The organism is Streptomyces sp. NPDC020192, assembly GCF_044388685.1.
Classification (GTDB): Bacteria; Actinomycetota; Actinomycetes; order Streptomycetales; family Streptomycetaceae; genus Streptomyces.
On sequence record NZ_JBIRXG010000006.1, the window covers coordinates 135677 to 161233 of the forward strand.

23 protein-coding genes and 1 tRNA gene are annotated in these 25557 nt (G+C 70.8%); 14 read left to right on the top strand and 10 right to left on the bottom strand.

Going from position 1 to position 25557, the window contains the following annotated elements:
* The first annotated feature begins 37 nt into the window (after nucleotides 1-37).
* Complete coding sequence (locus tag ACH47Z_RS14275) at nucleotides 38-538, top strand: Lrp/AsnC family transcriptional regulator (RefSeq protein WP_399073534.1); 501 nt, start codon at nucleotides 38-40, stop codon at nucleotides 536-538.
* A 9-nt stretch (nucleotides 539-547) separates the two neighbouring features.
* On the opposite strand, the gene ACH47Z_RS14280 is transcribed toward ACH47Z_RS14275, so the two are convergent.
* Both ACH47Z_RS14280 and ACH47Z_RS14285 read right to left on the bottom strand, forming a co-directional pair.
* Complete coding sequence (locus ACH47Z_RS14280; RefSeq protein WP_399073535.1) at nucleotides 548-1135, bottom strand: TetR/AcrR family transcriptional regulator; 588 nt, start codon at nucleotides 1133-1135, stop codon at nucleotides 548-550.
* Entirely contained in the window at nucleotides 1132-2646 is a 1515-nt protein-coding gene (locus tag ACH47Z_RS14285) for a 3-hydroxyacyl-CoA dehydrogenase (protein ID WP_399073536.1), read from the bottom strand. Before ACH47Z_RS14285 ends, ACH47Z_RS14280 begins: the two co-directional genes overlap by 4 nt.
* 161 nt (nucleotides 2647-2807) lie before the next feature.
* Here ACH47Z_RS14285 and paaN point away from each other — a divergent pair, with 161 nt between their 5' ends.
* A complete protein-coding gene (paaN, locus tag ACH47Z_RS14290; protein ID WP_399073537.1) occupies nucleotides 2808-4499 on the top strand; it encodes a phenylacetic acid degradation protein PaaN in 1692 nt (563 codons plus the stop codon).
* Here the strand turns inward: paaN and ACH47Z_RS14295 are convergent.
* From ACH47Z_RS14295 to ACH47Z_RS14305, 3 genes are read right to left on the bottom strand one after another with little or no spacing between them, the layout of a single operon-like run.
* Nucleotides 4496-5263 (bottom strand): TrmH family RNA methyltransferase, encoded by a 768-nt coding sequence (locus ACH47Z_RS14295; protein ID WP_399073538.1) that lies wholly within the window; start codon nucleotides 5261-5263, stop codon nucleotides 4496-4498. The genes paaN and ACH47Z_RS14295 overlap by 4 nt on opposite strands.
* A gap of 60 nt (nucleotides 5264-5323) precedes the next feature.
* Nucleotides 5324-6562: an HTTM domain-containing protein gene (locus ACH47Z_RS14300; RefSeq protein ID WP_399073539.1), complete on the bottom strand. Its 1239-nt coding sequence runs from the start codon at nucleotides 6560-6562 to the stop codon at nucleotides 5324-5326.
* A gap of 14 nt (nucleotides 6563-6576) precedes the next feature.
* Entirely contained in the window at nucleotides 6577-7413 is an 837-nt protein-coding gene (locus ACH47Z_RS14305; RefSeq protein WP_399073540.1) for a DUF5819 family protein, read from the bottom strand.
* Between the two features lie 645 nt (nucleotides 7414-8058).
* Between ACH47Z_RS14305 and paaA the strand changes: the two genes are divergently transcribed.
* The 6 genes from paaA (at nucleotide 8059) to ACH47Z_RS14335 (ending at nucleotide 12937) form a co-directional block, all read left to right on the top strand.
* Nucleotides 8059-9087 (top strand): 1,2-phenylacetyl-CoA epoxidase subunit PaaA, encoded by a 1029-nt coding sequence (gene paaA / locus ACH47Z_RS14310; protein WP_399073541.1) that lies wholly within the window; start codon nucleotides 8059-8061, stop codon nucleotides 9085-9087.
* Nucleotides 9084-9371 carry a 1,2-phenylacetyl-CoA epoxidase subunit PaaB gene (paaB, locus tag ACH47Z_RS14315; RefSeq protein WP_014673816.1) on the top strand — a complete coding sequence of 96 codons (288 nt, stop codon included), beginning with the start codon at nucleotides 9084-9086 and terminating at the stop codon, nucleotides 9369-9371. Before paaA ends, paaB begins: the two co-directional genes overlap by 4 nt.
* On the top strand, nucleotides 9368-10099 hold the full coding sequence (gene paaC / locus ACH47Z_RS14320; RefSeq protein ID WP_399073542.1) for a 1,2-phenylacetyl-CoA epoxidase subunit PaaC: 732 nt from the start codon (nucleotides 9368-9370) through the stop codon (nucleotides 10097-10099). The genes paaB and paaC overlap by 4 nt, the downstream gene beginning before the upstream one ends.
* Nucleotides 10093-10632, top strand: coding sequence for a 1,2-phenylacetyl-CoA epoxidase subunit PaaD (paaD, locus tag ACH47Z_RS14325; protein ID WP_399073543.1), 540 nt, complete (start codon nucleotides 10093-10095; stop codon nucleotides 10630-10632). Before paaC ends, paaD begins: the two co-directional genes overlap by 7 nt.
* Complete coding sequence (locus ACH47Z_RS14330) at nucleotides 10632-11696, top strand: 2Fe-2S iron-sulfur cluster-binding protein (protein ID WP_399073544.1); 1065 nt, start codon at nucleotides 10632-10634, stop codon at nucleotides 11694-11696. Before paaD ends, ACH47Z_RS14330 begins: the two co-directional genes overlap by 1 nt.
* A gap of 110 nt (nucleotides 11697-11806) precedes the next feature.
* Nucleotides 11807-12937: an acyl-CoA dehydrogenase family protein gene (locus ACH47Z_RS14335; protein ID WP_399073545.1), complete on the top strand. Its 1131-nt coding sequence runs from the start codon at nucleotides 11807-11809 to the stop codon at nucleotides 12935-12937.
* A gap of 63 nt (nucleotides 12938-13000) precedes the next feature.
* Here the strand turns inward: ACH47Z_RS14335 and ACH47Z_RS14340 are convergent, their stop codons facing one another.
* The 4 genes from ACH47Z_RS14340 to ACH47Z_RS14355 all read right to left on the bottom strand — a co-directional run bounded on the left by ACH47Z_RS14340 (nucleotide 13001) and on the right by ACH47Z_RS14355 (nucleotide 15914).
* Nucleotides 13001-13330 carry a rhodanese-like domain-containing protein gene (locus ACH47Z_RS14340; RefSeq protein WP_399073728.1) on the bottom strand — a complete coding sequence of 110 codons (330 nt, stop codon included), beginning with the start codon at nucleotides 13328-13330 and terminating at the stop codon, nucleotides 13001-13003.
* 49 nt (nucleotides 13331-13379) lie between these two features.
* Entirely contained in the window at nucleotides 13380-14186 is an 807-nt protein-coding gene (locus ACH47Z_RS14345; protein ID WP_399073546.1) for a hypothetical protein, read from the bottom strand.
* A 35-nt stretch (nucleotides 14187-14221) separates the two neighbouring features.
* Nucleotides 14222-15691: a DUF2252 domain-containing protein gene (locus ACH47Z_RS14350; protein ID WP_399073547.1), complete on the bottom strand. Its 1470-nt coding sequence runs from the start codon at nucleotides 15689-15691 to the stop codon at nucleotides 14222-14224.
* A gap of 139 nt (nucleotides 15692-15830) precedes the next feature.
* Nucleotides 15831-15914, bottom strand: a tRNA-Leu gene (locus ACH47Z_RS14355).
* Nucleotides 15915-16327: 413 nt separating this feature from the next.
* Between ACH47Z_RS14355 and ACH47Z_RS14360 the strand changes: the two genes are divergently transcribed.
* The 6 genes from ACH47Z_RS14360 to pknB all read left to right on the top strand — a co-directional run bounded on the left by ACH47Z_RS14360 (nucleotide 16328) and on the right by pknB (nucleotide 24522).
* A complete protein-coding gene (locus ACH47Z_RS14360; protein ID WP_399073548.1) occupies nucleotides 16328-17167 on the top strand; it encodes an FhaA domain-containing protein in 840 nt (279 codons plus the stop codon).
* Between the two features lie 10 nt (nucleotides 17168-17177).
* Nucleotides 17178-17708, top strand: coding sequence for an FHA domain-containing protein (locus tag ACH47Z_RS14365; protein WP_399073549.1), 531 nt, complete (start codon nucleotides 17178-17180; stop codon nucleotides 17706-17708).
* A 132-nt stretch (nucleotides 17709-17840) separates the two neighbouring features.
* Nucleotides 17841-19385, top strand: coding sequence for a Stp1/IreP family PP2C-type Ser/Thr phosphatase (locus tag ACH47Z_RS14370; protein ID WP_399073729.1), 1545 nt, complete (start codon nucleotides 17841-17843; stop codon nucleotides 19383-19385).
* Between the two features lie 27 nt (nucleotides 19386-19412).
* Nucleotides 19413-20861 carry an FtsW/RodA/SpoVE family cell cycle protein gene (locus ACH47Z_RS14375; protein WP_399073550.1) on the top strand — a complete coding sequence of 483 codons (1449 nt, stop codon included), beginning with the start codon at nucleotides 19413-19415 and terminating at the stop codon, nucleotides 20859-20861.
* Complete coding sequence (locus ACH47Z_RS14380; protein ID WP_399073551.1) at nucleotides 20858-22336, top strand: peptidoglycan D,D-transpeptidase FtsI family protein; 1479 nt, start codon at nucleotides 20858-20860, stop codon at nucleotides 22334-22336. The genes ACH47Z_RS14375 and ACH47Z_RS14380 overlap by 4 nt, the downstream gene beginning before the upstream one ends.
* A 194-nt stretch (nucleotides 22337-22530) precedes the next feature.
* Nucleotides 22531-24522: a Stk1 family PASTA domain-containing Ser/Thr kinase gene (gene pknB / locus ACH47Z_RS14385; RefSeq protein WP_399073552.1), complete on the top strand. Its 1992-nt coding sequence runs from the start codon at nucleotides 22531-22533 to the stop codon at nucleotides 24520-24522.
* A 255-nt stretch (nucleotides 24523-24777) separates the two neighbouring features.
* On the opposite strand, the gene ACH47Z_RS14390 is transcribed toward pknB, so the two are convergent.
* Nucleotides 24778-25533: a class E sortase gene (locus ACH47Z_RS14390; RefSeq protein ID WP_399073553.1), complete on the bottom strand. Its 756-nt coding sequence runs from the start codon at nucleotides 25531-25533 to the stop codon at nucleotides 24778-24780.
* Nucleotides 25534-25557 lie beyond the last annotated feature (24 nt).

Genomic DNA, 25557 nt, shown 5'->3' on the forward strand with positions numbered 1-25557 from the left:
TGAACGCAGGACGTCCACGGAGAGGGAGCGGGGGGACATGGCAGCTGAACAATTGGCCGACGGACCGCAGGACGGCACCCCGCTTCCGCCGCCCCGTCCGCTGGACGCCATCGATCAGGACATCCTGAAGATCCTGCAGTCGGACGGCCGTGCCTCCATACGGTCGGTCGCCGAACGCGTCCACGTCTCGCGCGCCAACGCCTACGCGCGCATCAACCGGCTCGTCGAGGACGGGGTCATCCGCGGCTTCGGCGCGCGCGTGGACCACGAACGGGCAGGTCACGGCACCTCGGCGTACGTCACGCTGAAGATCGTCCAGAACACCTGGCGCACGGTCCGCGAACAGCTCCGGCAGCTGCCCGGCGCCTCCCACATCGCCCTCGTGGGCGGCGACTTCGACGTCCTGCTGCTGGTGCACACGCCCGACAACCGGGCGCTGCGCGAGCTGGTGCTCACCCGGCTCCAGGCGATCCCCGAGGTGCTCAGCACGCGCACGCTGCTGGTGTTCGAGGAGGAGGACCTGGAGCCGGAAGCCTGACGTCAGTGGTCAGGTGCTGCGCAGCCCCGAGAAGGCGAGCTGGACGACCGCGTCGGCCACCTCGCGGTCGCCCGCGCCGCGCGGGTCCGGCCGGTACCACTCCACGATGGAGTTGATCATGCCGAAGACCAGCCGGGTGGCCAGGCGGACCTCCACGTCGCCGCGTACGTCGCCGTCGGCGGCCGCGGCCTTCAGCAGTTCGGCGACCCGGTGGTCGAAGTCGCGCCGCCGCTCCAGCGCCCACCGCTCGGTCTCGGTGTTGCCGCGCACGCGCAGCAGCAACGTCACGTACGGCAGCTCGCCTATCAGCACCTGGACCATGCGACGCACCACGTGCTCCAGCCGGTCGACGGGCCGCCCCACGCGCGCGTGCTCCTCGTCCAGGATGCCGAACAGGCCGTCCAGGGCCCGGCTGACGGCCCGGCGCAGCAGCTCCTCCTTGCCGCTGACGTGGTGGTATATCGACGACTTGGAGATCCCGGCCGCCTTGGACAGGTGCTCCATGGAGGTGCCGTCGTAGCCGCGCTCGTTGAAGACCTGCACAGCGACGGACAGGAGCGTCTCCGGGGTGTACGTGTCGCGTCTGGCCGTGGTCATGAGGCGCCCTCCCGCTTGTCGACGGCGTATGCGTGGCGGTAGAGCGCGAGCGAGGGTGCGTAGCGTCCGGACGGGTCGCGCTCGTGCATCTCGTCCAGGACGTCGATCGCGAAGTCGCGGCCGAGTTTGCGGTCCCATTCGAAGGGGCCGAGCGGGTAGTTGACCCCGAGACGCATGGCCGTGTCGATGTCCTCCTCGGTGGCCACGCCCTTGGCGACGGCGTCGTGGGCGAGGTCGATGATCCGGGCGACCGTGCGGGCCACGATCATGCCGGGGACGTCGCCGATGACGCTGACGTCCTTGCCGAGCGCCTGGAACAGGCCGGTGGCCTCGGCAAGGGTCTGCGGCGAGGTGTCGTGGCCGGCGGACAGGGCGACACGGGTGGCCGTGCGGTAGTCGAGGGCGAGGTCGAAGTAGACGACGTCCCGGAACTCCACGGAGGTCTGCCCGTCGGCGAGGGCCAGCTGGCCGCCGCCGGGCAGCACCAGGCGGGTGCCGTTGTCCTCGTCCTCCTCGCGGACCTGGATGCCCGCCTCGCGGATCAGGGCGAGCAGCTCGGCGGCGGGGCCCAGGTCGCCCTCGGCGACGACGTACGCGGGCGGCTGCTCCCTGTCGGCGGTGTGCGGCTCGACCCGCTCGGTGTCCTCGGCGTAGTCGTACCAGCCGTGCCCGCTCTTGCGGCCGAGCCGGCCGGACTCCACCAGCCGGCGCTGCGCCAGGGAGGGCGTGAAGCGCACGTCCTGGAAGAAGGACTGCCACACCGAGTGCGTCACCGACTCGTTGACGTCCTGTCCGATCAGGTCGGTCAGCTCGAAGGCACCCATCTTGAAGCCGCCGGAGCCGCGCAGCACGGCGTCGATGGTGGCCGGGTCGGCCGCCTGGGCCTCGTAGACCGCGAAGGCCTCGGCGTAGAACGGCCGGGCGATCCGGTTGACGATGAAGCCCGGGGTGTCCGCGCAGGCCACCGGGGTCTTGCCCCAGGCGCGGGCGGTCTCGTACGCGCGCGTGGCCGACGTGACGTCGGTGGCGAACCCGGAGACGACCTCGACCAGCGGCAGCAGCGGGGCCGGGTTGAAGAAGTGCAGGCCGACGAAGCGGCCGGGATGGCGCAGGGCGCCGCCGATGGCCGTCACCGACAGCGAGGAGGTGTTGGTGGCGAGCAGGCAGTCCTCGGCGACGATGTCCTCCAGCTCGCCGAAGAGCTGCTGTTTGACGTCCAGCCGCTCCACGACGGCCTCCACGACCAGCGTGCAGTCGGCCAGCTCCGTGAGGCTGTCCACCGGCTTCAGACGGTCGTGGGCCGCGTCCCGGTGGGCGGCGCCGAGCCTGCCCTTCTCCACGAGCCGGTCGAGGCGGGCGCGGATCGCTTCGGCCGCGTCCTGGGCCCTCCCGGCGACCGTGTCGTACAGCCGCACGGGGTGGCCGGCGACCAGCGCGACCTGGGCGATGCCCTGGCCCATGGTGCCGGTGCCGACGACGGCCACGGGGCTGCTGAGGTCGAGTCCTGTCATGTGCGCGATCCTCCCGCACGGGGTTTTCCACAGATGCGGCGGTCCCCCTTGTCCCGACCGATCGTTCGGTTACTCTAGCTCTGACGATCCCATCCCGCTGCTCTTTCTGCCAGGTCAATGAACTCGACGAAGAGTTCTTCCAGACGAGGAGTTGGTCCCGCATGGCCGCCGAACTGACCGCGACCGAGCTGATCGCGAAGCACCGGCCCACTCTCGACCAGACGCTGGAAGCGATCCGTACGCGCGCGTACTGGTCCCCGCACCCCGAGCACCCCAAGGCCTACGGCGAGAACGGCAGCCTGGACGCGGCGGCGGGCAAGGCCGCCTTCGACGCCGTGCTGAACACCCGCCTGGACCTCGGCCAGCCCGGCACCGACGACTGGGCGGGCGGCGAGGTCTCGCCGTACGGCATCGAGCTGGGCGTCGAGTACCCGCACGCGGACGTGGACCTGCTGCTGCCCGCGATGAAGGCCGGGCAGCGTGCCTGGCGGGACGCCGGCGCGGAGACGCGCGCGGTGGTCTGTCTGGAGATCCTCAAGCGGATCAGCGACCGCACGCACGAGTTCGCGCATGCCGTCATGCACACCAGCGGCCAGGCCTTCATGATGGCGTTCCAGGCAGGCGGCCCGCACGCCCAGGACCGCGGCCTGGAGGCGGTGGCGTACGCGTACGCGGAGCAGGTCCGCACGCCTGGGACGGCCGAGTGGACCAAGCCCCAGGGCAAGAAGGACCCGCTGGCCCTCACCAAGCAGTTCACCCCGGCCCCGCGCGGCATCGCCCTGCTCATCGGCTGCAACACCTTCCCGACCTGGAACGGCTACCCGGGCCTGTTCGCCTCCCTCGCCACCGGCAACGCGGTCCTGGTCAAGCCCCACCCGCGCGCGGTGCTGCCGCTCGCCCTCACCGTCCAGGTCGCCCGGGACGTGCTGGCCGAGGCGGGCTTCGACCCGAACCTGGTGGCGCTGGCCGCCGAGCGCCCCGGAGAGGGCATCGCCAAGACCCTGGCCACCCGCCCCGAGATCCGGATCATCGACTACACCGGCTCGACGGCCTTCGGCGACTGGCTGGAGGCCAACGCCCGCCAGGCGCAGGTCTACACCGAGAAGGCCGGCGTCAACACGGTGATCGTGCACTCCACGGACAACTACAAGGGCATGCTGTCCAACCTGGCGTTCTCGCTGTCCCTGTACAGCGGCCAGATGTGCACGACCCCGCAGAACCTGCTCGTCCCGCGCGACGGCATCCGCACCGACGAGGGCTCCAAGACCTTCGACGAGGTCACCGCCGACCTCGCCCGCGCGGTCGACGGCCTCCTCGGCGACGACGCGCGCGCGAACGCCCTGCTGGGCGCGATCGTCAACCCGGACGTCAAGGCCCGCCTGGAAGCCGCGGCCGGCCTCGGCGAAGTCGCCCTCGCCTCCCGGGAGATCACCAACCCCGACTTCCCCGGCGCGGTCGTGCGCACCCCCGTCATCGTCAAGCTGGACGGAGCCAAGCCGGACGACCAGGCCGCGTACATGAGCGAGTGCTTCGGCCCGGTCTCCTTCGCCGTCGCGGTCGACTCGGCAGCCGACGCCGTGGACCTGCTGCGCCGTACGGTCCGCGAGAAGGGCGCGATGACGGTCGGCGCCTACACCACCGACCCCGAGGTCGAGCGGGCCGTCGAGGAGGCCTGCCTGGAGGAGGCGGCCCAGCTGTCGCTCAACCTGACCGGCGGGGTGTACGTGAACCAGACGGCCGCCTTCTCCGACTTCCACGGCTCGGGCGGCAACCCGGCGGCCAACGCCGCGCTCACCGACGGCGCCTTCGTGGCCAACCGTTTCCGGGTGGTCGAGGTGCGCCGGGAGGCCTAGGAAGAGGCCTGAGAAGCCGTGGGTGCGCCCCCGGTGAGACTCCAGTGGTACAGCGTCATCGCCACGCTGGTGGCCAGGTTGTAGCTGGAGACCTGGGGGCACATCGGCAGGGACAGCAGCTGGTCGGCACGCGCGCGTAGCTCCGCCGACAGCCCGCTGCGCTCGGATCCGAAGGCGAGGACGGCGTCGTCCGGGAGCTTCACGCCCCGGATGTCCTCGCCCTCGGGGTCGAGGGCGAACAGCGGCCCGGCGGGCAGTTCGTCGACGCCGAGGTGCTCCACGGCGGTGGCGAAGTGCAGCCCGGCGCCGCCGCGCACCACGGTGGGGTGCCACGGGTCGAGCGTGCCCGTGGTGACCACTCCGGTCGCCCCGAAACCGGCGGCCAGCCGGATCACGGCGCCGGCGTTGCCCAGGTTGCGGGGGTTGTCCAGGACCACGACGGGCGCGGTGCGCGGGGTGCGGGCGAGCGCGCGCAGACTGGCCTCGCGGGACGGCCGTACGGCGAGCGCGGCGACCCCTGTGGGATGGGGCCGCTGGACGAGCGAGGCGTACGTCCGTGCCGGCACCTCGGTGAGCAGCGCGTCCAGCACGTCCCGTACGTCCCCGGCCAGCTCCTCGGCCAGGGCGAGCGCGGCCGCCCGGTCGGTGGTGACCGCCACCGGCACCTCGGCGCCGAAACGCAGCGCGTGCTTCAGGGCATGGAAGCCGTCGAGCAGCACGGCACTGCCGGCGTGCTCGCGCCAGCGGGTCAGCGGGTCGGTCATGCGGTGAACCCTACGCGGCCCGCACGGACCCACGGATGCCTACGCGGCCCGCACGGACCCCTAACGCGGTCCCACAGGCCCCTGCGCGGCCTCCACCCGGCCAGGCGTGCTCGCCTCCGCCTCCTCCGCGGAGCGCGGTGCGGGCACCGTACGTTCCGCGCGCCGCGCGATCCGCGCACGCGCGCGTGCCACCAGCGCGCCCAGCCGGCGCAGGAAGGACGTCGGCAGGAAGACCGCGTCCGCGGTGATCATCGCCAGCGAGAAGAACGGCAGGCCGAGGACGACCGCGATCACCGTGTGCTCGAGCATCAGCAGCACCAGCAGGACGTTCTTGACCCGCCGGTTGAACAGGGTGAACGGGAAGGCGACCTGCACCATGACCGTCCCGTAGGCCACCACCATCATGATCGTGCCGCTGGAGGACATCAGATCGGCGAGGCCGGGCCAGGGCGAGAAGTAGTCCAGGTGGAGCGGGTAGTAGACGGCGGTGCCGTCCTGCCAGCGCGATCCCTGGATCTTGTACCAGCCGGCCGTCGCGTAGATCAGGCACGCCTCCGCCATGATCACGGCCAGGGCTCCGTTGTGCAGGATGTTGGCGACGACGTCCAGCAGGATCTTCGGGTCCCGGCCCTTCGCCCAGCGGCCGACGGCCCACCACAGGGCGAGCACCACCAGGACCGTCCACAGCAGCGCGGGGATCAGCCAGCCGTTGTCGAACCGGCCGGTGACCGTCGCGAGGACGAGCGCCAGGCCGAACACCGCCCACAGGGCCGGTCCCACCCGGTCGGCGGGAACCCGCTCCCCACGCGCGCGTGCCGCCTCGTCGCGCTCGGCCCGCCGGGCGTCCAGCGACCACACCTGACCGCAGCGCGTGAACACCAGGTAGAAGGACATCAGGTGCAGGACGTTGTCGCCGCCGTCGCCCACGAAGACGCTGCGGTTCTGCAACGACAGCACACCCACCATGAACAGCACGGACGCCGTCCGGGTACGCCAGCCCAGCAGCAGCGCGGCGCCGGCGAGGAGCGCCAGCAGATAGAAGCACTCGAACCAGAGCTGCGTGTCGGACCACAGCAGGGCCGTGAAGGCGTGGTTGTCGGCGGTCAGCTCCTTGGCGAGGTTCCAGCCCCACGGCCCGGTCGGGCCATACAGCTCCTGGCGGTGCGGGAACTCGCGCAGCAGGAACAGCAGCCAGGTCCCGGCGAACCCGATCCGGATCACGGCGCTCTGGTACGGCCCGAGCGCCGACCCGGTGACCCGGGCGATCCCGCGCGAGAGCGTCAGGGAGAGACGGTTCACAGTGGAGAGATGGTTCACCGCACACCCCCGGCGGCCTCGTCGGCGGTCACGGTCCACCAGGGCAACAGGCGGTAGACGGGCTGGTCGGGCACGCGCTCAGGGCTCCACTTCGGCGGCTGCACATTGGTCGTGCTGGAGCGGACCTGCACCCGTTGTATGACGCCCAGCTTGTCCGGCGGATCGTTCCGGTACAGCCGCATCACCACGATCCGGCGCAGGTACTGCTCGGAGAGGGAGCCACGCATGCCCACGGGCCGGTTGTCCGCGCTGTGCGTGGCGGTGAAGAAGTCCCAGGCCCGGCGCAGCTCGTTCTGCTGGGTGTGGCTGGGCGCCAGGTTTCCGTCGATGGCGGCGCCGTCCTGGGCGGACAGATCGATCCACCCGGTGCTGCGCAGTTCCCCGTCCTTCGTCCGCGCCTCGGCACGCACCTGCACGGCGATGTTCTGCTGCAGCGGGTTCGGGGCGAACAGCTTCCAGTTCTGCTCGAACTCCGGGTACACCCACTCCTCGACCAGCTTGCCGTGCTGCTTCGTCACCGTGTTCGCGGGGGCGAGGCTGAGGAACACCATCAGCACATGCACACAGGCGGCCACACCGACCACGGCAAGGGCCAGCGCCGCCCCGACCTGATAGCGGGGGGAGAGGGCGGCCACACCGGTACGGGGCTCGGCGGGCGGGGAGGCGGGGGCGTCGGGCTGGGCGGGTGTGCCCGGCTGGGTCCAGGTGGTGGACCGGGCCGACGTGCCCGGCTCTGCGGACTGGGTCGGCTGTGCGGACTGGGCCAGGGAGGGTTCCGGGTGTGCCTGGTCCGGTTCGGCATCCTGGTCCCGCCCGGCTGCCCAGCCCGGCACGGCCGCCCGGCCCGGATCCGCCGTCCGGCCTGGCTCGGCTGCTGCCTGGTCCGGCTCTGTCTCCCGGCCCGAATCGCCGCGGCCCGACCGGCCACTGCCCAGGTCACCGTGGCCCGAATCGCCGCTGCCATGGTCACCTGAGCCAGAGGCGGCGCCGACGTCGGCTGCGGCGTCGACCGAAGGCTTGTCCGGGAGACGCGCCCCGGTCGACCCGTCGGGGCCGGGTCGGGCCCCCGGGTCCTCGTCGTACGCGTCCATTCGGTCCCGTCCCCCGTCTCGGCTCGGTCGTCTCGGTTCAGTCGTGCGGTTCAGTGGCCGGCCCGGCGGCCGGCTGGGTGCGGCGGCGCCCGTCCCGAGCGCCCCACGGCTCCCACACGCCACTGTGCGGCGTCCGCACGGAACGGTACTCAGAGCCAGCCACCGGGCGCAGCCCCGGGTACGGGCCGACCTCGTGGTCCTCGCCACGCCGGTAGGGCACCCGAACCTGGCGGTACCGGCTGCCGCCGGAGTTGTCCACAGCCCACCCGCCGGAGTTTTCCACAGCGGTTGACACCCCACAGCGGCCCGGCACACCATTGATATCGCACGGACCGAACGATCGGTCGGGACAGAGCCCACCGCAGAGCCCGAGGTCAGGGGGACCGCATGGCCACAGCAGCCGCGCAGCGCACGGCCCGTACGGAGGCGGACGGCGCGCCGGACACCGTCGACACGACGGCCTACCAACGCGCCTTCGACACGGCCGTGGCCGCCGACGAGCGGATCGAACCACGCGACTGGATGCCCGACGCCTACCGCGCGACCCTGGTCCGGCAGATCGCCCAGCACGCGCACTCCGAGATCATCGGCATGCAGCCGGAGGCCAACTGGATCACCCGCGCCCCCAGCCTGCGCCGCAAGGCGATCCTGATGGCCAAGGTCCAGGACGAGGCCGGCCATGGCCTGTACCTGTACAGCGCGGCGGAAACCCTCGGCACCAGCCGCGACGAGCTGCTCGACAAGCTCCACAGCGGCCGCCAGAAGTACTCCTCGATCTTCAACTACCCGACCCTGACCTGGGCCGACGTCGGCGCGATCGGCTGGCTGGTGGACGGCGCCGCGATCACCAACCAGGTCCCGCTGTGCCGCTGCTCCTACGGCCCGTACGCGCGCGCCATGGTGCGGATCTGCAAGGAGGAGTCCTTCCACCAGCGCCAGGGCTACGAGCTGCTGCTGGCCCTGAGCAAGGGCACCGACGAGCAGCACGCGATGGCGCAGGACGCGGTGAACCGCTGGTGGTGGCCCTCACTGATGATGTTCGGCCCGCCCGACGACGAGTCCCAGCACTCCGCACAGTCCATGGAGTGGAAGATCAAGCGCCACTCCAACGACGAGCTGCGCCAGCGCTTCGTCGACATCTGCGTCCCCCAGGCCGAGTCCCTGGACCTCACCCTCCCCGACCCGGACCTGCGGTGGAACGAGGAGCGGGGGCACTACGACTTCGGCCCGATCGACTGGACGGAGTTCTGGGAGGTCCTCAAGGGCAACGGCCCGTGCAACGAACAGCGGATCACCCAGCGCAGACGCGCCCACGACGAGGGCGCCTGGGTACGGGAAGCGGCGGCAGCGTACGCGGCCAAGCACTCCGGCAGCACCAGTGCGTCCGGACACGAGACAGGAGCGGAGCGAGCATGAGCACCACCGACTGGCCTCTGTGGGAGGTCTTCGTGCGCTCCCGGCGCGGCCTCTCCCACACCCACGCCGGCAGCCTGCACGCCCCGGACGCCGAGCTGGCCCTGCGCAACGCCCGCGACCTGTACACCCGGCGCGGCGAGGGCGTCTCCATCTGGGTCGTCCCGGCCGCCGCGATCACCGCCTCCTCGCCGGACGAGAAGGACCCGTTCTTCGAGCCGGCCGCCGACAAGCCCTACCGGCACCCGACCTTCTACGAGATCCCGGAAGGGGTGAAGCACCTGTGACCGCCACCCCCGCCGCCGTCCCGGTGACCGCCGCGCTCGCCCTCGGCGACGACGCCCTGGTGCTCTCCCACCGGCTGGGGGAGTGGGCCGGCCACGCCCCCGTACTGGAGGAGGAGGTCGCCCTCGCCAACATCGCCCTGGACCTGCTCGGCCAGGCCCGGGTGCTGCTGTCGATGGCCGGCGACGAGGACGAACTGGCCTATCTGCGCGAGGAGCGGTCCTTCCGCAACCTTCAGCTGGTGGAACAGCCGGGCGGTGACTTCGCCCACACGATCGTCCGCCAGCTGTACTTCTCCACCTACCAGCAGCTGCTCTACACCGAACTGGCCGCAGGCGACGGCCCGTTCGCGCCCCTCGCCGCGAAGGCGGTGAAGGAGGTCGCCTACCACCGCGACCACGCCGAGCAGTGGACCCTGCGCCTCGGCGACGGCACCGAGACGAGCCACGGGCGGATACGGCGGGCGTGCGAGGAGCTGTGGCGGTTCACCGGCGAGATGTTCCAGCCGGTGGAGGGCCTGGACGACATCAACTGGCCGGACCTGGACGCCCGTTGGCTCCAGTCGGTCACCGACGTCCTCGGCCGGGCCACTCTCCCCCTCCCCGAAGGGCCGCGCACCGGCGCCTGGACGGCGGGCGCCGGCCGGCAGGGCCTGCACACCGAGCCGTTCGGGCGGATGCTCGCCGAGATGCAGCATCTGCACCGTAGCCACCCGGGGGCGACATGGTGACCGCCACCGCCCTGGAGGCGGAACTGCTGGAGCTGGCCGGCTCGGTGCCCGACCCCGAACTGCCCGTGCTCACCCTGCGGGAACTGGGCGTACTGCGCGCGGTGCACGTCGAGGACGGCGACACGGTCGAGGTCGACCTGACCCCCACCTACACCGGCTGCCCCGCCATCGAGGCGATGGCCCTCGACATCGAGCGGGTCCTGCACGCCCACGGCATGCGCGAGGTCACGGTCCGCACGGTCCTCGCGCCCGCCTGGTCGACCGACGACATCACCCCCGAAGGCCGCCGCAAACTGCGGGAGTTCGGCATAGCTCCCCCGCGGGTGCGCGAGGACTCCGGCCCGGTGCCACTGGCTCTCGGCCCGACCCGCACGAGCACGGCGGAAGGCGCGGAGGACCCGGACCCGGTCCGCTGCCCGCACTGCGGGTCGGCCGAGACGGAGCTGCTGAGCAGGTTCTCCTCCACCGCCTGCAAGGCGCTGCGCCGCTGCCTGGCCTGCCGTGAACCGTTCGACCACTTCAAGGAGTTGTGATGGCGCGCTTCCACCCGCTCCAGGTGGCCGCGGTCGACCGGATCACCGACGACGCCGTCGCCCTCACCCTCACCGTCCCGCCCGGACTGCGCGAGGAGTACCGGCACGCACCCGGCCAGCACCTCGCGCTGCGCCGGACGGTCGACGGCACGGAGATCCGGCGCACGTACTCGATCTGCTCCCCCGCCCCCGACCCGGCCGGCGCGGGCCCGGACACCCTGCGGGTCGGCGTGCGGATGGTGGAAGGCGGCGCCTTCTCGGCCTACGCGCTGAAGGAGATCAACGTCGGCGACGAGCTGGACGTGATGACCCCGGCGGGCCGCTTCACCCTGGACCCGGCGCCGGGGCTGTACGCGGCGATCGTCGGCGGCAGCGGCATCACCCCCGTGCTGTCCATCGCCTCCACGCTGCTGGCCCGCGAGCCGGAGGCCCGGTTCTGCCTGATACGCAGTGACCGTACGGCGGCCTCGACGATGTTCCTGGAGGAGGTCGCCGACCTGAAGGACCGCTGTCCGGAGCGGTTCCAGCTGGTGACCGTGCTCTCCCGGGAGGAGCAGCAGGCGGGTCTGCCGTCCGGCCGGCTCGACCGGGAGCGGCTGACCGGACTGCTTCCCGCACTGCTGCCGGTCGACCAGGTCGCGGGGTGGTTCCTGTGCGGGCCGTACGGGCTGGTGCAGGGCGCGGAGCAGGCGCTGCGCAAGCTGGACGTGGAGCGTTCCCGCATCCACCAGGAGATCTTCCACGTGGACGCGGGCTCGCCCCCGCCCAGCCCGGCCCAGGCTCCGGCGCACAGCACGGTCACCGCCCGCCTCGACGGACGCGGCGGCACCTGGCCGGTGCGTGACGGCGAGACCCTGCTGGAGACGGTCCTGCGCAACCGCCCGGACGCGCCCTACGCCTGCAAGGGCGGAGTGTGCGGCACCTGCCGTGCCTTCCTGGTCTCCGGCGAGGTCCGCATGGACCGCAACTTCGCACTGGAGACGGACGAGACGGAGGCCGGCTATGTACTGGCCTGCCAGTCCCATCCGCTGACGGAACAGGTGGAACTGGACTTCGACCGCTGAGGACGCTGTCGGTCGGTACTCCTGGGGCCCACAACACCATTCCCTTCTCCTAGAACCTGTTCTATCTTGACGCGCCGTCAGGCAACTGGGACGCGTCGGAGGGACAGGCCGTGGACTTCACCTTCAGCGAGGAGCAGCGGGCGGCGGGCGAGGCGGCGCGTGGGGTGTTCGCGGGCGTCACGCCGGACGCGGTGCCCAGCCCGGCGCTCACCACCGGTGCCGTGGCCGAGGGCTTCGACCGGGAGCTGTGGGCCCGGCTCGCCGGGGCGGACCTGCTGAGTCTGCTGCTCGACGAGGCGCACGGCGGCTCCGGGCTGGACGCGATCGCGCTGTGCCTGGTGCTGCGCGAGTCGGCGAAGGTACTCGCCCGGGTGCCGCTGCTGGAGCACAGCGCGGCCGCAGCGGCCGTACAGGCTTACGGCGGACCGGAGTTGGCCGAGCGGGTGCTGGCTCGGGCCGGGCGGGGTGAGCTGGTGCTGACCGTCGCCGCCAACGGCCGTACCGGACATGATCCGGCCGAACTGGCCGTCGGCGCACGGCGGGACGGGGCGGCGTGGGTGCTGGACGGGGTGCAGACGGCGGTGCCGTGGGCGTACGACGCGGACCTCTTCGTCGTACCCGCGCAGGGCGAAGGGACGACCGTGCTGGCGCTGGTACCCCGTGGGCGGGACGGAGTGGTCCTCGCCGAGCAGGTGTCCACCAGCGGAGAGCGGCTGGCCGAGCTGCGGCTGGCGTCGGTCCGGTTGGACCCGGGCGAGGTCATCGAGGCCGACGGCGCCTGGCAGTGGCTGCACGCGCTGCTCGCCACCGGCACCTGTGCGCTGGCACTCGGGCTGGGCGAACGGGTGCTGCGGATGACGGCCGAGTACACGGGCAAGCGGGAGCAGTTCGGGCATCCGCTCGCGACCTTCCAGGCGGTGGCCGTGCAGGCCGCGGACCGGTACATCGATCTGCGCGCCATGGAGGCCACCCTCTGGCAGGCCGCCTGGCGGATCGCCTCGGGGTCCCCGGGGGCGCTGCCCGCCGCCGGGGACGTGGCGGTGGCGAAGATCTGGGCGGCCGAGGGTGTGCGCCGGGTGGTGCAGACGGCGCAGCATCTGCATGGCGGGTTCGGCGCCGACACCGACTATCCGCTGCACCGCTATCACGCCTGGGCCAAGCACCTGGAGCTGGCGCTCGGCCCGGCAGCGGCGTATGAGGAGCGGCTCGGGGATCTGCTGGCGGCCCATCCGCTGGGCTGACCTCGCCCACGCGGCAGAGATACGAGCGGGAGCACGGACCGGCCGGGCAGTCGCCCATGGGAACTACAGGACGTGCCCGGGGTCACCCGCGTCCGTGATCACCGGGCGCCCCGCGGCCTCCCAGATCTGCATGCCACCCTCGACGTTCACCGCGTCGATGCCCTGCTGGACCAGGTACATGGTGACCTGGGCCGAGCGGCCGCCGGAGCGGCAGATGACGTGGACGCGGCCGTCCTGCGGGGCGGCCTCGGTCAGCTCGCCGTAGCGGGCGACGAAGTCGCTCATGGGGATGTGCAGCGCCCCCTCGGCGTGACCCGCCTGCCACTCGTCGTCCTCACGGACGTCCAGCAGGAAGTCGCCGTCCTTGAGGTCCGTGACCCCGACCGTGGGCACACCAGCTCCGAAATTCATGTCCCCGACGCTACCCGAAGGCGGCTGAGGCTCAGCCCTGGCCCAGCAGAGCGGCCAGCTCGGCCTCCCGCTGGGCGATGTCGGCGCGCAGCCGGCCGGCGATCTCCTCGAGCAGAGCGTCGGGGTCGTCCGGGGCGAGCCGGAGCATGCCGGCGATCGCGCCCTCCTCCAGTTCGCGGGCGACGAGGGTGAGCAGTTCCTTGCGCTGGGCGAGCCACTCGAGGCGGGCGTACAGCTCCTCGGCCGCGCTCGGCCGCCGCTCGGGCGGCACCGGGCCGGCCGCCCACTCCTCGGCCAGCTCCCTGAGCAGGACCTCGTCACCGCGGGCGTAGGCGGCGTTGACGCGGGTGAGGAACTCCTCCCGCCGCTGCTGCTCCTCCTCCCCCTGCGCGAGGTCGGGGTGGGCCTTGCGGGCCAGCTCGCGGTAGAGCTTGCGGGCCTCCTCGCTGGGCCGCACCCGCTGCGGGGGCCGTACGGCCTGGTCGGTGAGCATGGCGGCGGCCTCCGGGAACAGGCCGTGGCCGTCCATCCAGCCGCCCAGCAGTTCCTCGGCACCGGGAATCGGCAGCACCCGGGAGCGGGCCTCCTCGGCGCGGCGGATGTCCTCCGGGTCGCCGGTACGGGCGGCCTGCGCCTCGGCGATCTCGGCGTCCAGTTCCTCGATGCGGAGGTAGAGCGGGCCGAGTCGCTGTTCGTGCAGGCGGGAGAAGTTCTCGACCTCGACGCGGAAGGTCTCCACGGCGATCTCGTACTCGATCAACGCCTGCTCGGCGGCCCGTACGGCCTGCTCGAGCCGTTCCTCGGGCCGGGGGGCCTGTTCGGCTTCCGGGGTCGTCATCCGACCAGAGTAGGTGGAACCGCGGCCGGGCCCCCTCACACCCCCGACTCCGCCGCGATCCTCCCCGCCTTGATCCCCGCCACCAGCTCCGCGTGATCCGCCTCCGTCCGGTCGGCGTAGGCGACGGCGAACGCGGCGATCGCCTCGTCCAGCTCCCCGTTCTTCCCGCAGTACCCGGCGATCAGCCGCGGGTCGACGCTGTGGGAGTGGGCGCGGGCCAGCAGGGCGCCGGTCATGCGGCCGTAGTCGTCGATCTGGTCGGGGGCGAGGGCGGCGGGGTCGACGCTGCCCTTGCGGTTGCGGAACTGGCGGACCTGGAAGGGGCGCCCGTCGACGGTCGTCCAGCCGAGCAGGATGTCGCTGACGACCTGCATGTGCTTCTGGCCGAGGACGACACGGCGGCCCTCGTGCTCCACCGCCGGCGTCTCGAAACCGGCCGTGGCCAGGTGCGGGACCAGCGCGGAGGGGCGGGCCTCCTTCACCTGGAGCACGAGCGGCTGCTCGCGGTGGTCGAGGAGCAGGACGACGTAGGAGCGGGTACCGACGCTGCCGGTGCCGACCACGCGGAAGGCCACGTCGTGCACGGCGTGCCGGGCGAGCAGCGGGTGCCGGTCCTCGCTGAGGGTGTGGACGTACGGCTCCAGGGACGCGGCGACCGCGGCGGCCTCGGAATCCGGGACACGGCGCAGCACGGGGGCCGCGTCCACGAACCGCCGTCCGCCGTCCTCGACCGTCTCGGTCGACTTGGCCGCGAACCGGCCGCTGGTGTTGGCGCGGGCCTTCTCCGAGACCCGCTGGAGGGTGCCGAGCAGATCGTGGGCGTCGGTGTGGGAGACCAGCTCCTCGTCGGCGATGGCGTTCCACGCGTCCAGCACCGGCAGCCTGGCCAGCAGCCGCATGGTGCGCCGGTAGGCGCCGACGGCGTCCCGTGCCGCCGCCCGGCACATGTCCTCGTCGGCACCGGCCTCGCGTCCGGCGAGCACCAGGGAGGCGGCGAGCCGCTTCAGATCCCACTCCCAGGGGCCGTGCACGGTCTCGTCGAAGTCGTTGAGGTCGATGACGAGGTCACCGCGGGCGTCGCCGTACAGGCCGAAGTTGGCCGCGTGGGCGTCTCCGCATATCTGGGTGCCGATCCTGGTCATCGGGGTGCGGGCAAGGTCATAGGCCATGAGTCCGGCCGAGCCGCGCAGGAAGGCGAACGGGGTGGCCGCCATCCGTCCGACGCGGATGGGGGTCAGCTCCTTGATCCGGCCGGTGTTGGACTCGACGACCGCGCTCACCGCGTCGGGGCGGGAGGCGTCCACGTCGAGCGTGCGATGCGCGTCACGCGGCACGCCGGCCCGCAGCGCCTTGCCCTCCTCCTTGGGCGAACCCTGCCGCGGCCACTCGGCGAACCCACGCACGCGCGGCAGCCGACGGCTCCCCCCGGCCACGTCCGTCCCCATGTCCCCACCGGCACCGGTCACCACGACCGCCTCCCCCGAACCACCGTCCGCGTTCAACATCAACTCGTGCAGACCGTACAGCCGGAGCGAACACTTGGACGAGAGCTTCCTCACATCCTACGAAGGACCGTCGTACACACAACTGTCGACATACGACTACGGGCCCATCGTTTTCACGATGGGCCCGTAGTCGTATGTGTGCGCGAGGGGGGAGTTGAACCCCCACGCCCTTGCGGGCACTGGAACCTGAATCCAGCGCGTCTGCCTATTCCGCCACCCGCGCATTGGGTGTGTCTTCCGGTTCCTTCCCTTTCGGGCTGGCCCCTTCCGACATCCAGAACATTAGCACGCCGTACGGGGTGGGTTCACATCCCTTCCGGCCCCCGCCCGACCGCCCCCTGCGCCCCACCTGTCCCACGCGACACCCCACGTATCGCCCCGCGGCGCACCGCCCGCGTATCAACGAGACACGGTTCACGTATCAACCTCGTACCGGTGACGGGCATCTCCCCAGGAGCGGGACCGGCCCACAGCCGGGTGCGGGACACTGGTCTTCGCCCGCCTCTACGATCCATGGCAGGAACCGGCTGATCGCCGGACGCGTAGATACGATCAGTGAGCACAGCGAGCGGTACACGGCAGAGCGAGTAGTACAGAGCACGGCAAGACAGGCGGCAGAAACGGAGGAGGTGCCCCATGGGAGTCCTGAAGAAGTTCGAGCAGCGTCTCGAAGGTCTGGTGAACGGCACCTTCGCCAAGGTCTTCAAGTCCGAGGTCCAGCCCGTGGAGATCGCCGGCGCGCTCCAGCGTGAGTGCGACAACAACGCGACGATCTGGAACCGCGACCGGACCGTCGTACCCAACGACTTCATCGTGGAGCTGAGCGCGCCGGACTACGAGCGCCTGAGCCCCTACTCCGGGCAGCTCGGCGACGAGCTGGCCGGCATGGTGCGCGACTACGCCAAGCAGCAGCGCTACACCTTCATGGGACCGATCAAGGTCAATCTGGAGAAGGCGGACGACCTCGACACCGGTCTGTACCGGGTGCGCAGCCGCACCCTCGCCTCCTCCAGCAGCCAGCCGGGACAGCAGGCACCCCAGGCGCCCCAGGCGCGGCAGGGCGCCCCGGGCGGGTACGGCCAGCCGCCGGCCGCCACGCCCGCCGGCGCGCCCCCGATGCCGTCCGCGCCGCCGCCCGGCGCCCGGCCCGGCGGTTACGGCTACCCCCAGCCCGCGGCCCCCACGAGCGGCGGACGCACCCGCTACTGGATCGAGATCAACGGCAACCGCCACCAGATCTCCCGCCCGACGCTGGTGCTGGGCCGCAGCACCGAGGCCGACGTGCGGATCGACGACCCCGGCGTCTCGCGCCGGCACTGCGAGATCCGGACCGGAACGCCCTCGACGATCCAGGATCTCGGCTCCACCAACGGCATCGTGGTGGACGGGCAGCACACCACCCGCGCTACGCTCCGCGACGGCTCGCGGATCGTCGTGGGCAGCACCACCATCATTTACCGGCAAGCCGAAGGGTGAAGCGGGGGCAATGTCAGAGCTGACCCTCACGGTCATGCGGCTGGGTTTCCTGGCCGTACTGTGGCTGTTCGTGATCGTGGCCGTGCAGGTCATCCGGAGCGACCTGTTCGGTACGCGCGTCACCCAGCGCGGATCGCGTAGGGAGGCCGGGCGCCAGCAGCAGGCCCCCCGGCAGCAGGCCGCCGCGCCCCCGCCGCAGCGCGGCCAGCAGCGCGGGCAGCAGAGCGGCGGCCGGCGCGGGCGGGGCGCCCCCACCAAGCTGGTCGTGACGGAAGGCACACTGACCGGCACCACGGTCGCCCTGCAGGGCCAGACGATCACGCTGGGCCGGGCGCACGACTCCACGATCGTGCTGGACGACGACTACGCCTCCAGCCGCCATGCCAGGATCTACCCGGACCGCGACGGTCAGTGGATCGTCGAGGACCTGGGCTCCACCAACGGCACCTATCTGGACCGGTCCCGGCTGACGACCCCCACGCCGATCCCGCCGGGCGCGCCGATCCGCATCGGCAAGACCGTCATCGAGCTGCGGAAGTAGTACGAGAATGAGCGAGCGGAGCGAGCACGCAGCGGCAGGCCGCCACCCGGCCGCCGGCGCGCTCCCGACCGGAGGGTGGGCAGTGTGGCTCGACACGACCGGCTGTACCCGGAGCCGACGGGCGAGGTGGGCATGAGTCTGTCACTGCGCTTTGCCGCCGGATCGCACAAGGGCATGATCCGGGAGGGCAACGAGGACTCCGGTTACGCCGGTCCCCGCCTGCTCGCGATCGCCGACGGCATGGGCGGCCAGGCGGCCGGCGAGGTCGCCTCCTCGGAGGTCATCTCCACCCTGGTCACGCTCGACGACGACGTACCCGGCTCCGACATCCTCACCTCGCTCGGCGCGGCCGTACAGCGCGCCAACGACCAGCTGCGCGCCATGGTCGAGGAGGACCCCCAGCTCGAGGGCATGGGGACGACGCTGACCGCGCTGCTGTGGACCGGGCAGCGGCTCGGCCTCGTGCACGTCGGCGACTCGCGGGCGTATCTGCTGCGTGACGGGGTGCTCACGCAGATCACCCAGGACCACACCTGGGTGCAGCGGCTCGTGGACGAGGGCCGGATCACCGAGGAAGAGGCCACCACACATCCGCAGCGTTCCCTGCTGATGCGCGCCCTCGGCAGCGGCGAGCACGTCGAGCCGGACCTGTCGATCCGCGAGGTCCGGGCCGGCGACCGCTATCTGATCTGCTCCGACGGCCTGTCCGGCGTGGTCTCCCACCAGACGATGGAGGAGACCCTCGCCAGCTACCAGGGCCCCCAGGAGACCGTGCAGGAGCTGATCCAGCTCGCGCTGCGCGGCGGCGGCCCCGACAACATCACCGTGATCGTCGCGGACGTACTCGACCTGGACACCGGCGACACCCTCGCCGGGCAGCTGTCCGACCAGCCGGTCGTGGTCGGCGCGGTCGCCGAGAACCAGCACCATCTGCACGACAACGGCATCATGCAGACCCCGGCCGGCCGCGCCTCGCACCTGGGCCGCCAGGGGCACGGGCACGGCGGCGGCGAGTTCGGCCCGCCCGGCTCCGGCGACACCACCGGCTACGTACCGGCGGGCAGCTTCGGCGACTACACCGACGACGACTTCACCAAACCACGGCGGAGCCGCACGTGGCTGAAGGGCTCCCTGTACGGCGCCCTCGCCCTCGCGGTCATCGGCGGCGGCCTGTACGGCGGTTACCGCTGGACCCAGACGCAGTACTACGTCGGCGCCAAGGACGAGCACGTGGCGCTGTACCGCGGGATCAGCCAGGACCTGGCCTGGGTCTCGTTGTCGAAGGTGGAGAAGGACCACCCCGAGATCGAACTCAAGTACCTGCCGCCGTACCAGCAGAAGCAGGTCAAGAACACGATCGCGGCGGGCGGTCTGCAGCAGGCCGAGACGAAGATCCAGGCGCTGTCGGTGCAGGCCTCGGCGTGCAGGAAGCAGGCGGAGCACACGACCGCCGGATCGCAGAGCAACGCGAAGACGGGGCAGGGCCAGGCCGGAGGCACCACGGGAACCACCCGTACCGCTCTCACGTCCAAAGCGACACCGACACCGCACCCATCCGGTTCGACGCCCGCTACGAAGACCCCTTCGAAGTCCCCGTCCGCGACCGCCAGCCCCACCCCCGGCCCGAGCCTCTCCGAGGATGAGCAGAAGGTCGTCGATCAGTGCGGCAAGCAGTAACCCAGCCGCGAGAGGCCCTGTCACACGATGAGCAGTACGACTAACTCGCCGACGCACCACACGTCCACGATCGGCGCGATCGGCGCGCCGAGCCGCCGTAACACCGAACTGGCCCTGCTGGTCTTCGCCGTGGTCATCCCGGTGTTCGCCTACGCCAACGTGGGCCTGGCCATCGACGGCAAGGTGCCCGCCGGGCTGCTGAGCTACGGCCTGGGCCTCGGCCTGCTGGCCGGGGTCGCCCATCTCGTCGTACGGAAGTTCGCCCCGTACGCCGACCCGCTGCTGCTGCCGCTGGCCACCCTGCTCAACGGGCTCGGCCTGGTCTGCATCTGGCGCCTGGACCAGTCCAAGCTACTCCAGCAGCTCCACGTCAGCGGCGGCAAAGCCACCAACCAGCTGCTGTACACGGCGATGGGCATCGCCCTGTTCGTCGCGGTGCTGATCCTCCTCAAGGACCACCGCACGCTCCAGCGCTACACCTACATCTCCATGGTGACCGCACTGGTCCTGCTGCTGCTCCCGCTGGTCCCTGGCCTGGGCGCCGACGTGTACGGCGCCAAGATCTGGATCCACGTCGGCAGCTTCACCATCCAGCCCGGTGAGTTCGCCAAGATCGTGCTCGCGGTGTTCTTCGCCGGCTACCTCATGGTGAAGCGGGACGCGCTGGCCCTCGCCAGCCGCCGCTTCATGGGGCTCTACCTGCCGCGCGGACGTGACCTCGGCCCGATCCTCGTCGTCTGGGCGATGTCGATCCTGATCCTGGTCTTCGAGACCGACCTCGGTACGTCGCTGCTGTTCTTCGGCATGTTCGTGATCATGCTGTACGTCGCCACCGAGCGGACCAGCTGGATCGTGTTCGGTCTGCTGATGTCCGCGGTCGGCGCGGTCGGCGTGGCGAGCTTCGAGTCGCACATCCAGACCCGTGTGCAGGCCTGGCTCAACCCGTTCCACGAGTACCAGCTGAGCCGTCAGGTCACCCACGACGGCATCATCCACTCCGACCAGCTCCAGCAGGCCCTGTGGGCGTTCGGCTCCGGCGGCACCCTGGGCACCGGCTGGGGCCAGGGCCACTCCGAGCTGATCCGGTTCGCCGCGAACTCCGACTTCATCTTCGCCACCTTCGGCGAAGAGCTGGGCCTCGCGGGCATCATGGCGATCCTGCTGATCTACGGCCTGATCGCCGAGCGCGGCGTCCGTACCGCCCTCGCCGCCCGCGACCCGTTCGGCAAGCTGCTGGCCATCGGCCTGTCCGGTGGCTTCGCGCTCCAGGTCTTCGTCGTGGCCGGCGGTGTGATGGGTCTCATCCCGCTGACCGGTATGACCATGCCGTTCCTCGCGTACGGCGGTTCGTCCGTGATCGCGAACTGGGCGCTGATCGGCATCCTGATCCGGATCAGCGACACCGCCCGCCGCCCGGCGCCCGCCCCCGCCGCCAACCCCGACGCCGAGATGACCCAGGTGGTCCGCCCGTCATGAACAAGCCCCTGCGCCGGATCGCGATCTTCTGCGGCCTCCTCGTGCTGGCCCTGATGATCCGCGACAACTGGCTCCAATACGTCAAGGCCGACGAGCTGCGCACCGCCCCGGACAACCGCCGGGTCGCCATCGAGCGGTACGCGACCCCGCGCGGCGACATCATCGTCGACGGCAACCCGATCACGGGCTCCGTCGAGGCCAAGCACGGCGACTTCAAGTACAAGCGGACCTACAAGGACGGGCCCATGTGGGCCCCGGTGACCGGCTACTCGTCGCAGGCGTTCGGCAGCACCCAGCTGGAGAGCATCGACGACGGCATCCTCAGCGGCACCGACGACCGGCTGTTCTTCCGCAACACCCTGGACATGATCACGGGCAAGCAGAAGCAGGGCGGCAACGTCGTCACCACGCTGAACCAGGCCGCGCAGAAGGCGGCGTTCGACGGTCTGAAGGCGCAAGGAGGCAAGGGCGCGGTCGTCGCGCTGGAGCCGTCCACCGGCAAGATACTGGCGCTGGCCTCGTACCCGTCGTACGACCCGTCGTCCTTCGCGGGCAACTCCACGGACGTGGACTCCAAGAACTGGACCAAGCTCCAGAAGAGCAACGACCCGGCCGACCCGATGCTGAACCGGGCGCTGCGCGAGACCTACCCGCCGGGCTCCACCTTCAAGGTGGTCACCGCGGCCGCGGCGCTGGAGAACGGCCTGTACAAGTCGGCCGACGAGCAGACGAACTCGCCGCTGCCGTGGATCATGCCGGGCACCACGACCCCGTTGAAGAACGAGGGCAACATCCCCTGCAAGAACGCCACGCTGCGGGCCGCCCTCCAGTACTCCTGCAACAGCGTCTTCGGCAAGATCGGCGCCGACCTCGGCAACGACAAGATGCTGGCTGAGGCGAAGAAGTTCGGCTTCGACTCCCCGCTGGACACACCGGTCCGCGCCTACCCCTCGGTCTTCTCCGACAAAATGAACCAGTCGCAGACCGCCCTGTCCTCCATCGGCCAGTTCAACACCGCCGCCACCCCGCTGCAGATGGCCATGGTCGCCTCGGCCGTCGCCAACGACGGCAAACTGATGAAGCCGTACATGGTGGACAAACTCCAGTCGTCCAACGTCGACACGGTCTCGCAGACCCAGCCGGAGGAGATGAGCCGCCCGCTGTCCTCGCAGAACGCGCAGGTCCTGCAGGACATGATGAAGACGGTCGTCGAGCAGGGCACCGGTACGAACGCGAAGATCGACGGCGTCACCGTCGGCGGTAAGACCGGTACCGCGCAGCACGGTGTGGCGAACAGCGCCAACCCGTACGCGTGGTTCATCTCCTTCGCCAAGCTGCCCGACGGCAGCTCCCCGGTGGCCGTGGCCGTGGTGATCGAGGACGGGAGCGCCAACCGCGACGACATCTCCGGTGGCGGTCTCGCCGCACCGATCGCCAAGAGCGTCATGCAGGCGGTCATCAACTCCAAGAAGTGACCACGCCGACCCCGGAGGGTGACGCCCGTCACGTCATCTTCACATCGTTGCACGTTGCGATACCGGTCCTGTATCGGGTTGCGGGCTTGGCCAGGTCATACAAAGCGAGCCGGGTACGGTAGGCCCGGACGGCAGCCTCCGGCCGCGCACGACGATGCGGGGCCGGGACCGACGGAGAGGGCTGGTAGGTAGCTATGGAAGAGCCGCGTCGCCTCGGCGGCCGGTACGAACTGGGCCAGGTGCTCGGTCGTGGTGGCATGGCCGAGGTCTACCTCGCGCATGACACCCGCCTCGGCCGCACCGTGGCGGTGAAGACGCTGCGCGCGGACCTCGCGCGTGATCCGTCCTTCCAGGCCCGGTTCCGCCGGGAGGCCCAGTCGGCCGCCTCGCTCAACCATCCCGCGATCGTCGCGGTCTACGACACGGGCGAGGACTACATCGACGGGGTCTCCATCCCGTACATCGTGATGGAGTACGTCGACGGTTCCACCCTGCGTGAACTGCTTCACAGTGGCCGCAAACTCCTGCCCGAGCGCGCGATGGAAATGACCATCGGCATCCTCCAGGGCCTGGAGTACGCCCACCGCAGCGGCATCGTGCACCGCGACATCAAGCCGGCGAACGTCATGCTGACGCGCAACGGCCAGGTCAAGGTGATGGACTTCGGCATCGCCCGCGCCATGGGCGACTCCGGCATGACGATGACGCAGACGGCGGCAGTCATCGGCACGGCCCAGTACCTCTCGCCGGAGCAGGCCAAGGGCGAACAGGTCGACGCGCGGTCGGACCTGTACTCGACCGGCTGCCTGCTGTACGAGCTGCTCACGGTCCGCCCGCCGTTCGTGGGCGACTCCCCGGTGGCCGTGGCGTACCAGCACGTACGGGAAGAACCGCAGTCCCCGTCGGTCTTCGACCCGGAGATCACGCCGGAGATGGACGCGATCGTCCTGAAGGCGCTGGTCAAGGACCCGAACTACCGCTACCAGTCGGCCGACGAGATGCGCGCCGACATCGAGGCCTGCCTGGACGGCCAGCCGGTCGGGGCCACGGCCGCGATGGGCGCGGTGGGCTACGGCGGCTACCCCGACGACCAGCCGACGACGGCCCTGCGCCCGGACGCCGGGGCCGCGGGGGCGACCACCATGCTCCCGCCGATGCGCCCGGACGACGGCGGCTACGGCTACGACGACTCCCCGGGCCGCCGGCGCCAGCAGCCGAAGAAGTCCCACACCTCCACGATCCTGCTGGTCGTCGCGGGCGCGCTGGTCCTGATCGGCGCGATCCTGATCAGCAAGTGGGCATTCAGCGGAAACAGCGCGGACCAGTCTTTCGACGCCCCGAACTTCGTCGGCCACACCTACGCCGACGCCCAGAAGATGGCGGTCAACTCCGACCTGAAACTGGGCGCGCCCACCCGCAAGGAGTGCGCGGACCAGCCCAAGGGCTCGGTCTGCTCCCAGGACCCGGCGGCGGGCTCGCCGGTGAAGAAGAACGACACGATCACGCTGGTGGTGTCGACGGGGGCGCCGAAGGTCCAGGTACCGGACGTCCGCGGCATCCAGTTCGACCAGGCCGAGTCCCAGCTGAAGGACAAGGGCTTCCAGGTCGACAGGAAGGACGTGGTGTCCACCCAGACCCCGGGCGTCGTCACCGACCAGAACCCCCAGGGCGGCACGGAGAAGGAGAAGGGCACCACGATCACCCTCACCGTCGCCAAGGCGGAGGAGAAGGTGACCATCCCCGGCGACCTCGTCGGCAAGTCCTGTGACGACGCGAAGGCCGAGCTGACCCAGCTGGGTCTGGCACCGACCTGCAACGACGTAGCCGTGACCGACCAGACCCAGGACGGCAAGGTCCAGCAGACCAACCCGCAGGCGGGCCAGCAGGTTTCCAAGAACACGCCCGTCGCGATCAACGTCGGCAAGTTCCAGGGCCAGACACAGGGCCAGGTCCCGAACGTCTTCGGCAAGACCCTGAAGGAAGCCCAGCAGATCCTGCAGCAGAACGGCTTCACCCAGATCCAGGTCCAGGGCCCGACCGACGACAAGGCACGGGTCCTCGCCCAGACCCCGCCCGCCGGCACCCAGGGCGACCCGGGCACCACCCAGATCCTCCTGACCACCCAGGACTTCGGCGGCGGCAACAACGGCGGCAACAACGGCGGCCTCTTCGGAGGCGGCGGCTGACGCCTCGCACCAACGAGAGGGCCCTCGGATCGCACGGATCCGAGGGCCCTCTGCTTGTTGGGTGGCAGACCTACTCCGTCGTGACGGATGCACCGAAGGCGTCGTACGGCAGGCTCACAGCGACCGCGGCATCGACATCACCGGACGCACAGCGGCGGTAAGCGCCCCTGAAAAGAAGGGCCCGAAGTCGCAAAAGGACGTTGCGGCTTCGGGCCCCCGTCATGCTGGAGGACAGAGTTACTCAAAGAAACTCTGTCAGCCCCGCAGCTCCGCCGGCGGCGTCCGCTTGCTGTCCACCTTCTCCACCCGGACCAGCTCACCCCACACCACGTACCGGTACTCCGAGGTGTACACCGGGGTGCACGTCGTCAGGGTGATGTAGTGGCCCGGCTTGGACTTGCCGGACTCCTTGGGGATCTGGGAGATGACCTTGACGTTGTACTTCGAGGTCTCGGGGAGGATCGAGTAGACCTTGTAGACGTACCAGTCGTCCCGGGTCTCGAAGACGATCGGGTCGCCGTTCTTCAGCTTGTCGATGTTGTGGAACTTGGCGCCGTGGCCGTCGCGGTGGGCGGCGAGGGTGAAGTTGCCGTCCTTGCCGGTTATGGGGAGCGCGGCCTTGACCGGGTCGGTGTAGTAGCCGGCCACGCCGTCGTTGAGGACGTCCGTGCCCGTGCCCTTCTCGACCAGCACCACGCCGTTCCTCATCGCCGGCACGTGCAAGAAGCCGATGCCGTCCTTGGTGTCCAGCGCCCCGGGCCCGGAGTCCTTCTCCTGCGCCCAGTGCTGGCGGACCTTGTCGGCCTCCTTGTTCGCCTTGCGGTCCGCTATCACGTTCGTCCACCACAGGGAGTAGACGACGAACAGGGCGAGCAACAGGCCCGCCGTGATGAGGAGTTCACCGAAGGCGCTGATCGCCATCGCGATCCGGCCAGGGCGCCGACGGCGCGCCACCGGCTCAGGCTCGGACGCGTCCGTGTGTTCTTCGGTGTCGTCGGCGGTCGCTGCCACTGTCTTCCTCTGCCCCTGTGTGAT

What these genes read in the sequence shown, in the direction of transcription:
- ACH47Z_RS14375 (WP_399073550.1), top strand. Translation starts at nt 19,413, where the DNA reads ATGAGCAGTACGACTAACTCGCCGACGCACCACACGTCCACGATCGGC.
- ACH47Z_RS14360 (WP_399073548.1), top strand. Translation starts at nt 16,328, where the DNA reads ATGGGAGTCCTGAAGAAGTTCGAGCAGCGTCTCGAAGGTCTGGTGAAC.
- ACH47Z_RS14350 (WP_399073547.1), bottom strand. Translation starts at nt 15,691, where the DNA reads ATGTTGAACGCGGACGGTGGTTCGGGGGAGGCGGTCGTGGTGACCGGT.
- ACH47Z_RS14380 (WP_399073551.1), top strand. Translation starts at nt 20,858, where the DNA reads ATGAACAAGCCCCTGCGCCGGATCGCGATCTTCTGCGGCCTCCTCGTG.
- paaN (WP_399073537.1), top strand. Translation starts at nt 2,808, where the DNA reads ATGGCCGCCGAACTGACCGCGACCGAGCTGATCGCGAAGCACCGGCCC.
- ACH47Z_RS14295 (WP_399073538.1), bottom strand. Translation starts at nt 5,263, where the DNA reads ATGACCGACCCGCTGACCCGCTGGCGCGAGCACGCCGGCAGTGCCGTG.
- pknB (WP_399073552.1), top strand. Translation starts at nt 22,531, where the DNA reads ATGGAAGAGCCGCGTCGCCTCGGCGGCCGGTACGAACTGGGCCAGGTG.
- paaA (WP_399073541.1), top strand. Translation starts at nt 8,059, where the DNA reads ATGGCCACAGCAGCCGCGCAGCGCACGGCCCGTACGGAGGCGGACGGC.
- ACH47Z_RS14365 (WP_399073549.1), top strand. Translation starts at nt 17,178, where the DNA reads ATGTCAGAGCTGACCCTCACGGTCATGCGGCTGGGTTTCCTGGCCGTA.
- paaD (WP_399073543.1), top strand. Translation starts at nt 10,093, where the DNA reads ATGGTGACCGCCACCGCCCTGGAGGCGGAACTGCTGGAGCTGGCCGGC.
- paaB (WP_014673816.1), top strand. Translation starts at nt 9,084, where the DNA reads ATGAGCACCACCGACTGGCCTCTGTGGGAGGTCTTCGTGCGCTCCCGG.
- ACH47Z_RS14285 (WP_399073536.1), bottom strand. Translation starts at nt 2,646, where the DNA reads ATGACAGGACTCGACCTCAGCAGCCCCGTGGCCGTCGTCGGCACCGGC.
- ACH47Z_RS14330 (WP_399073544.1), top strand. Translation starts at nt 10,632, where the DNA reads ATGGCGCGCTTCCACCCGCTCCAGGTGGCCGCGGTCGACCGGATCACC.
- ACH47Z_RS14280 (WP_399073535.1), bottom strand. Translation starts at nt 1,135, where the DNA reads ATGACCACGGCCAGACGCGACACGTACACCCCGGAGACGCTCCTGTCC.
- ACH47Z_RS14275 (WP_399073534.1), top strand. Translation starts at nt 38, where the DNA reads ATGGCAGCTGAACAATTGGCCGACGGACCGCAGGACGGCACCCCGCTT.
- ACH47Z_RS14345 (WP_399073546.1), bottom strand. Translation starts at nt 14,186, where the DNA reads ATGACGACCCCGGAAGCCGAACAGGCCCCCCGGCCCGAGGAACGGCTC.
- ACH47Z_RS14370 (WP_399073729.1), top strand. Translation starts at nt 17,841, where the DNA reads ATGAGTCTGTCACTGCGCTTTGCCGCCGGATCGCACAAGGGCATGATC.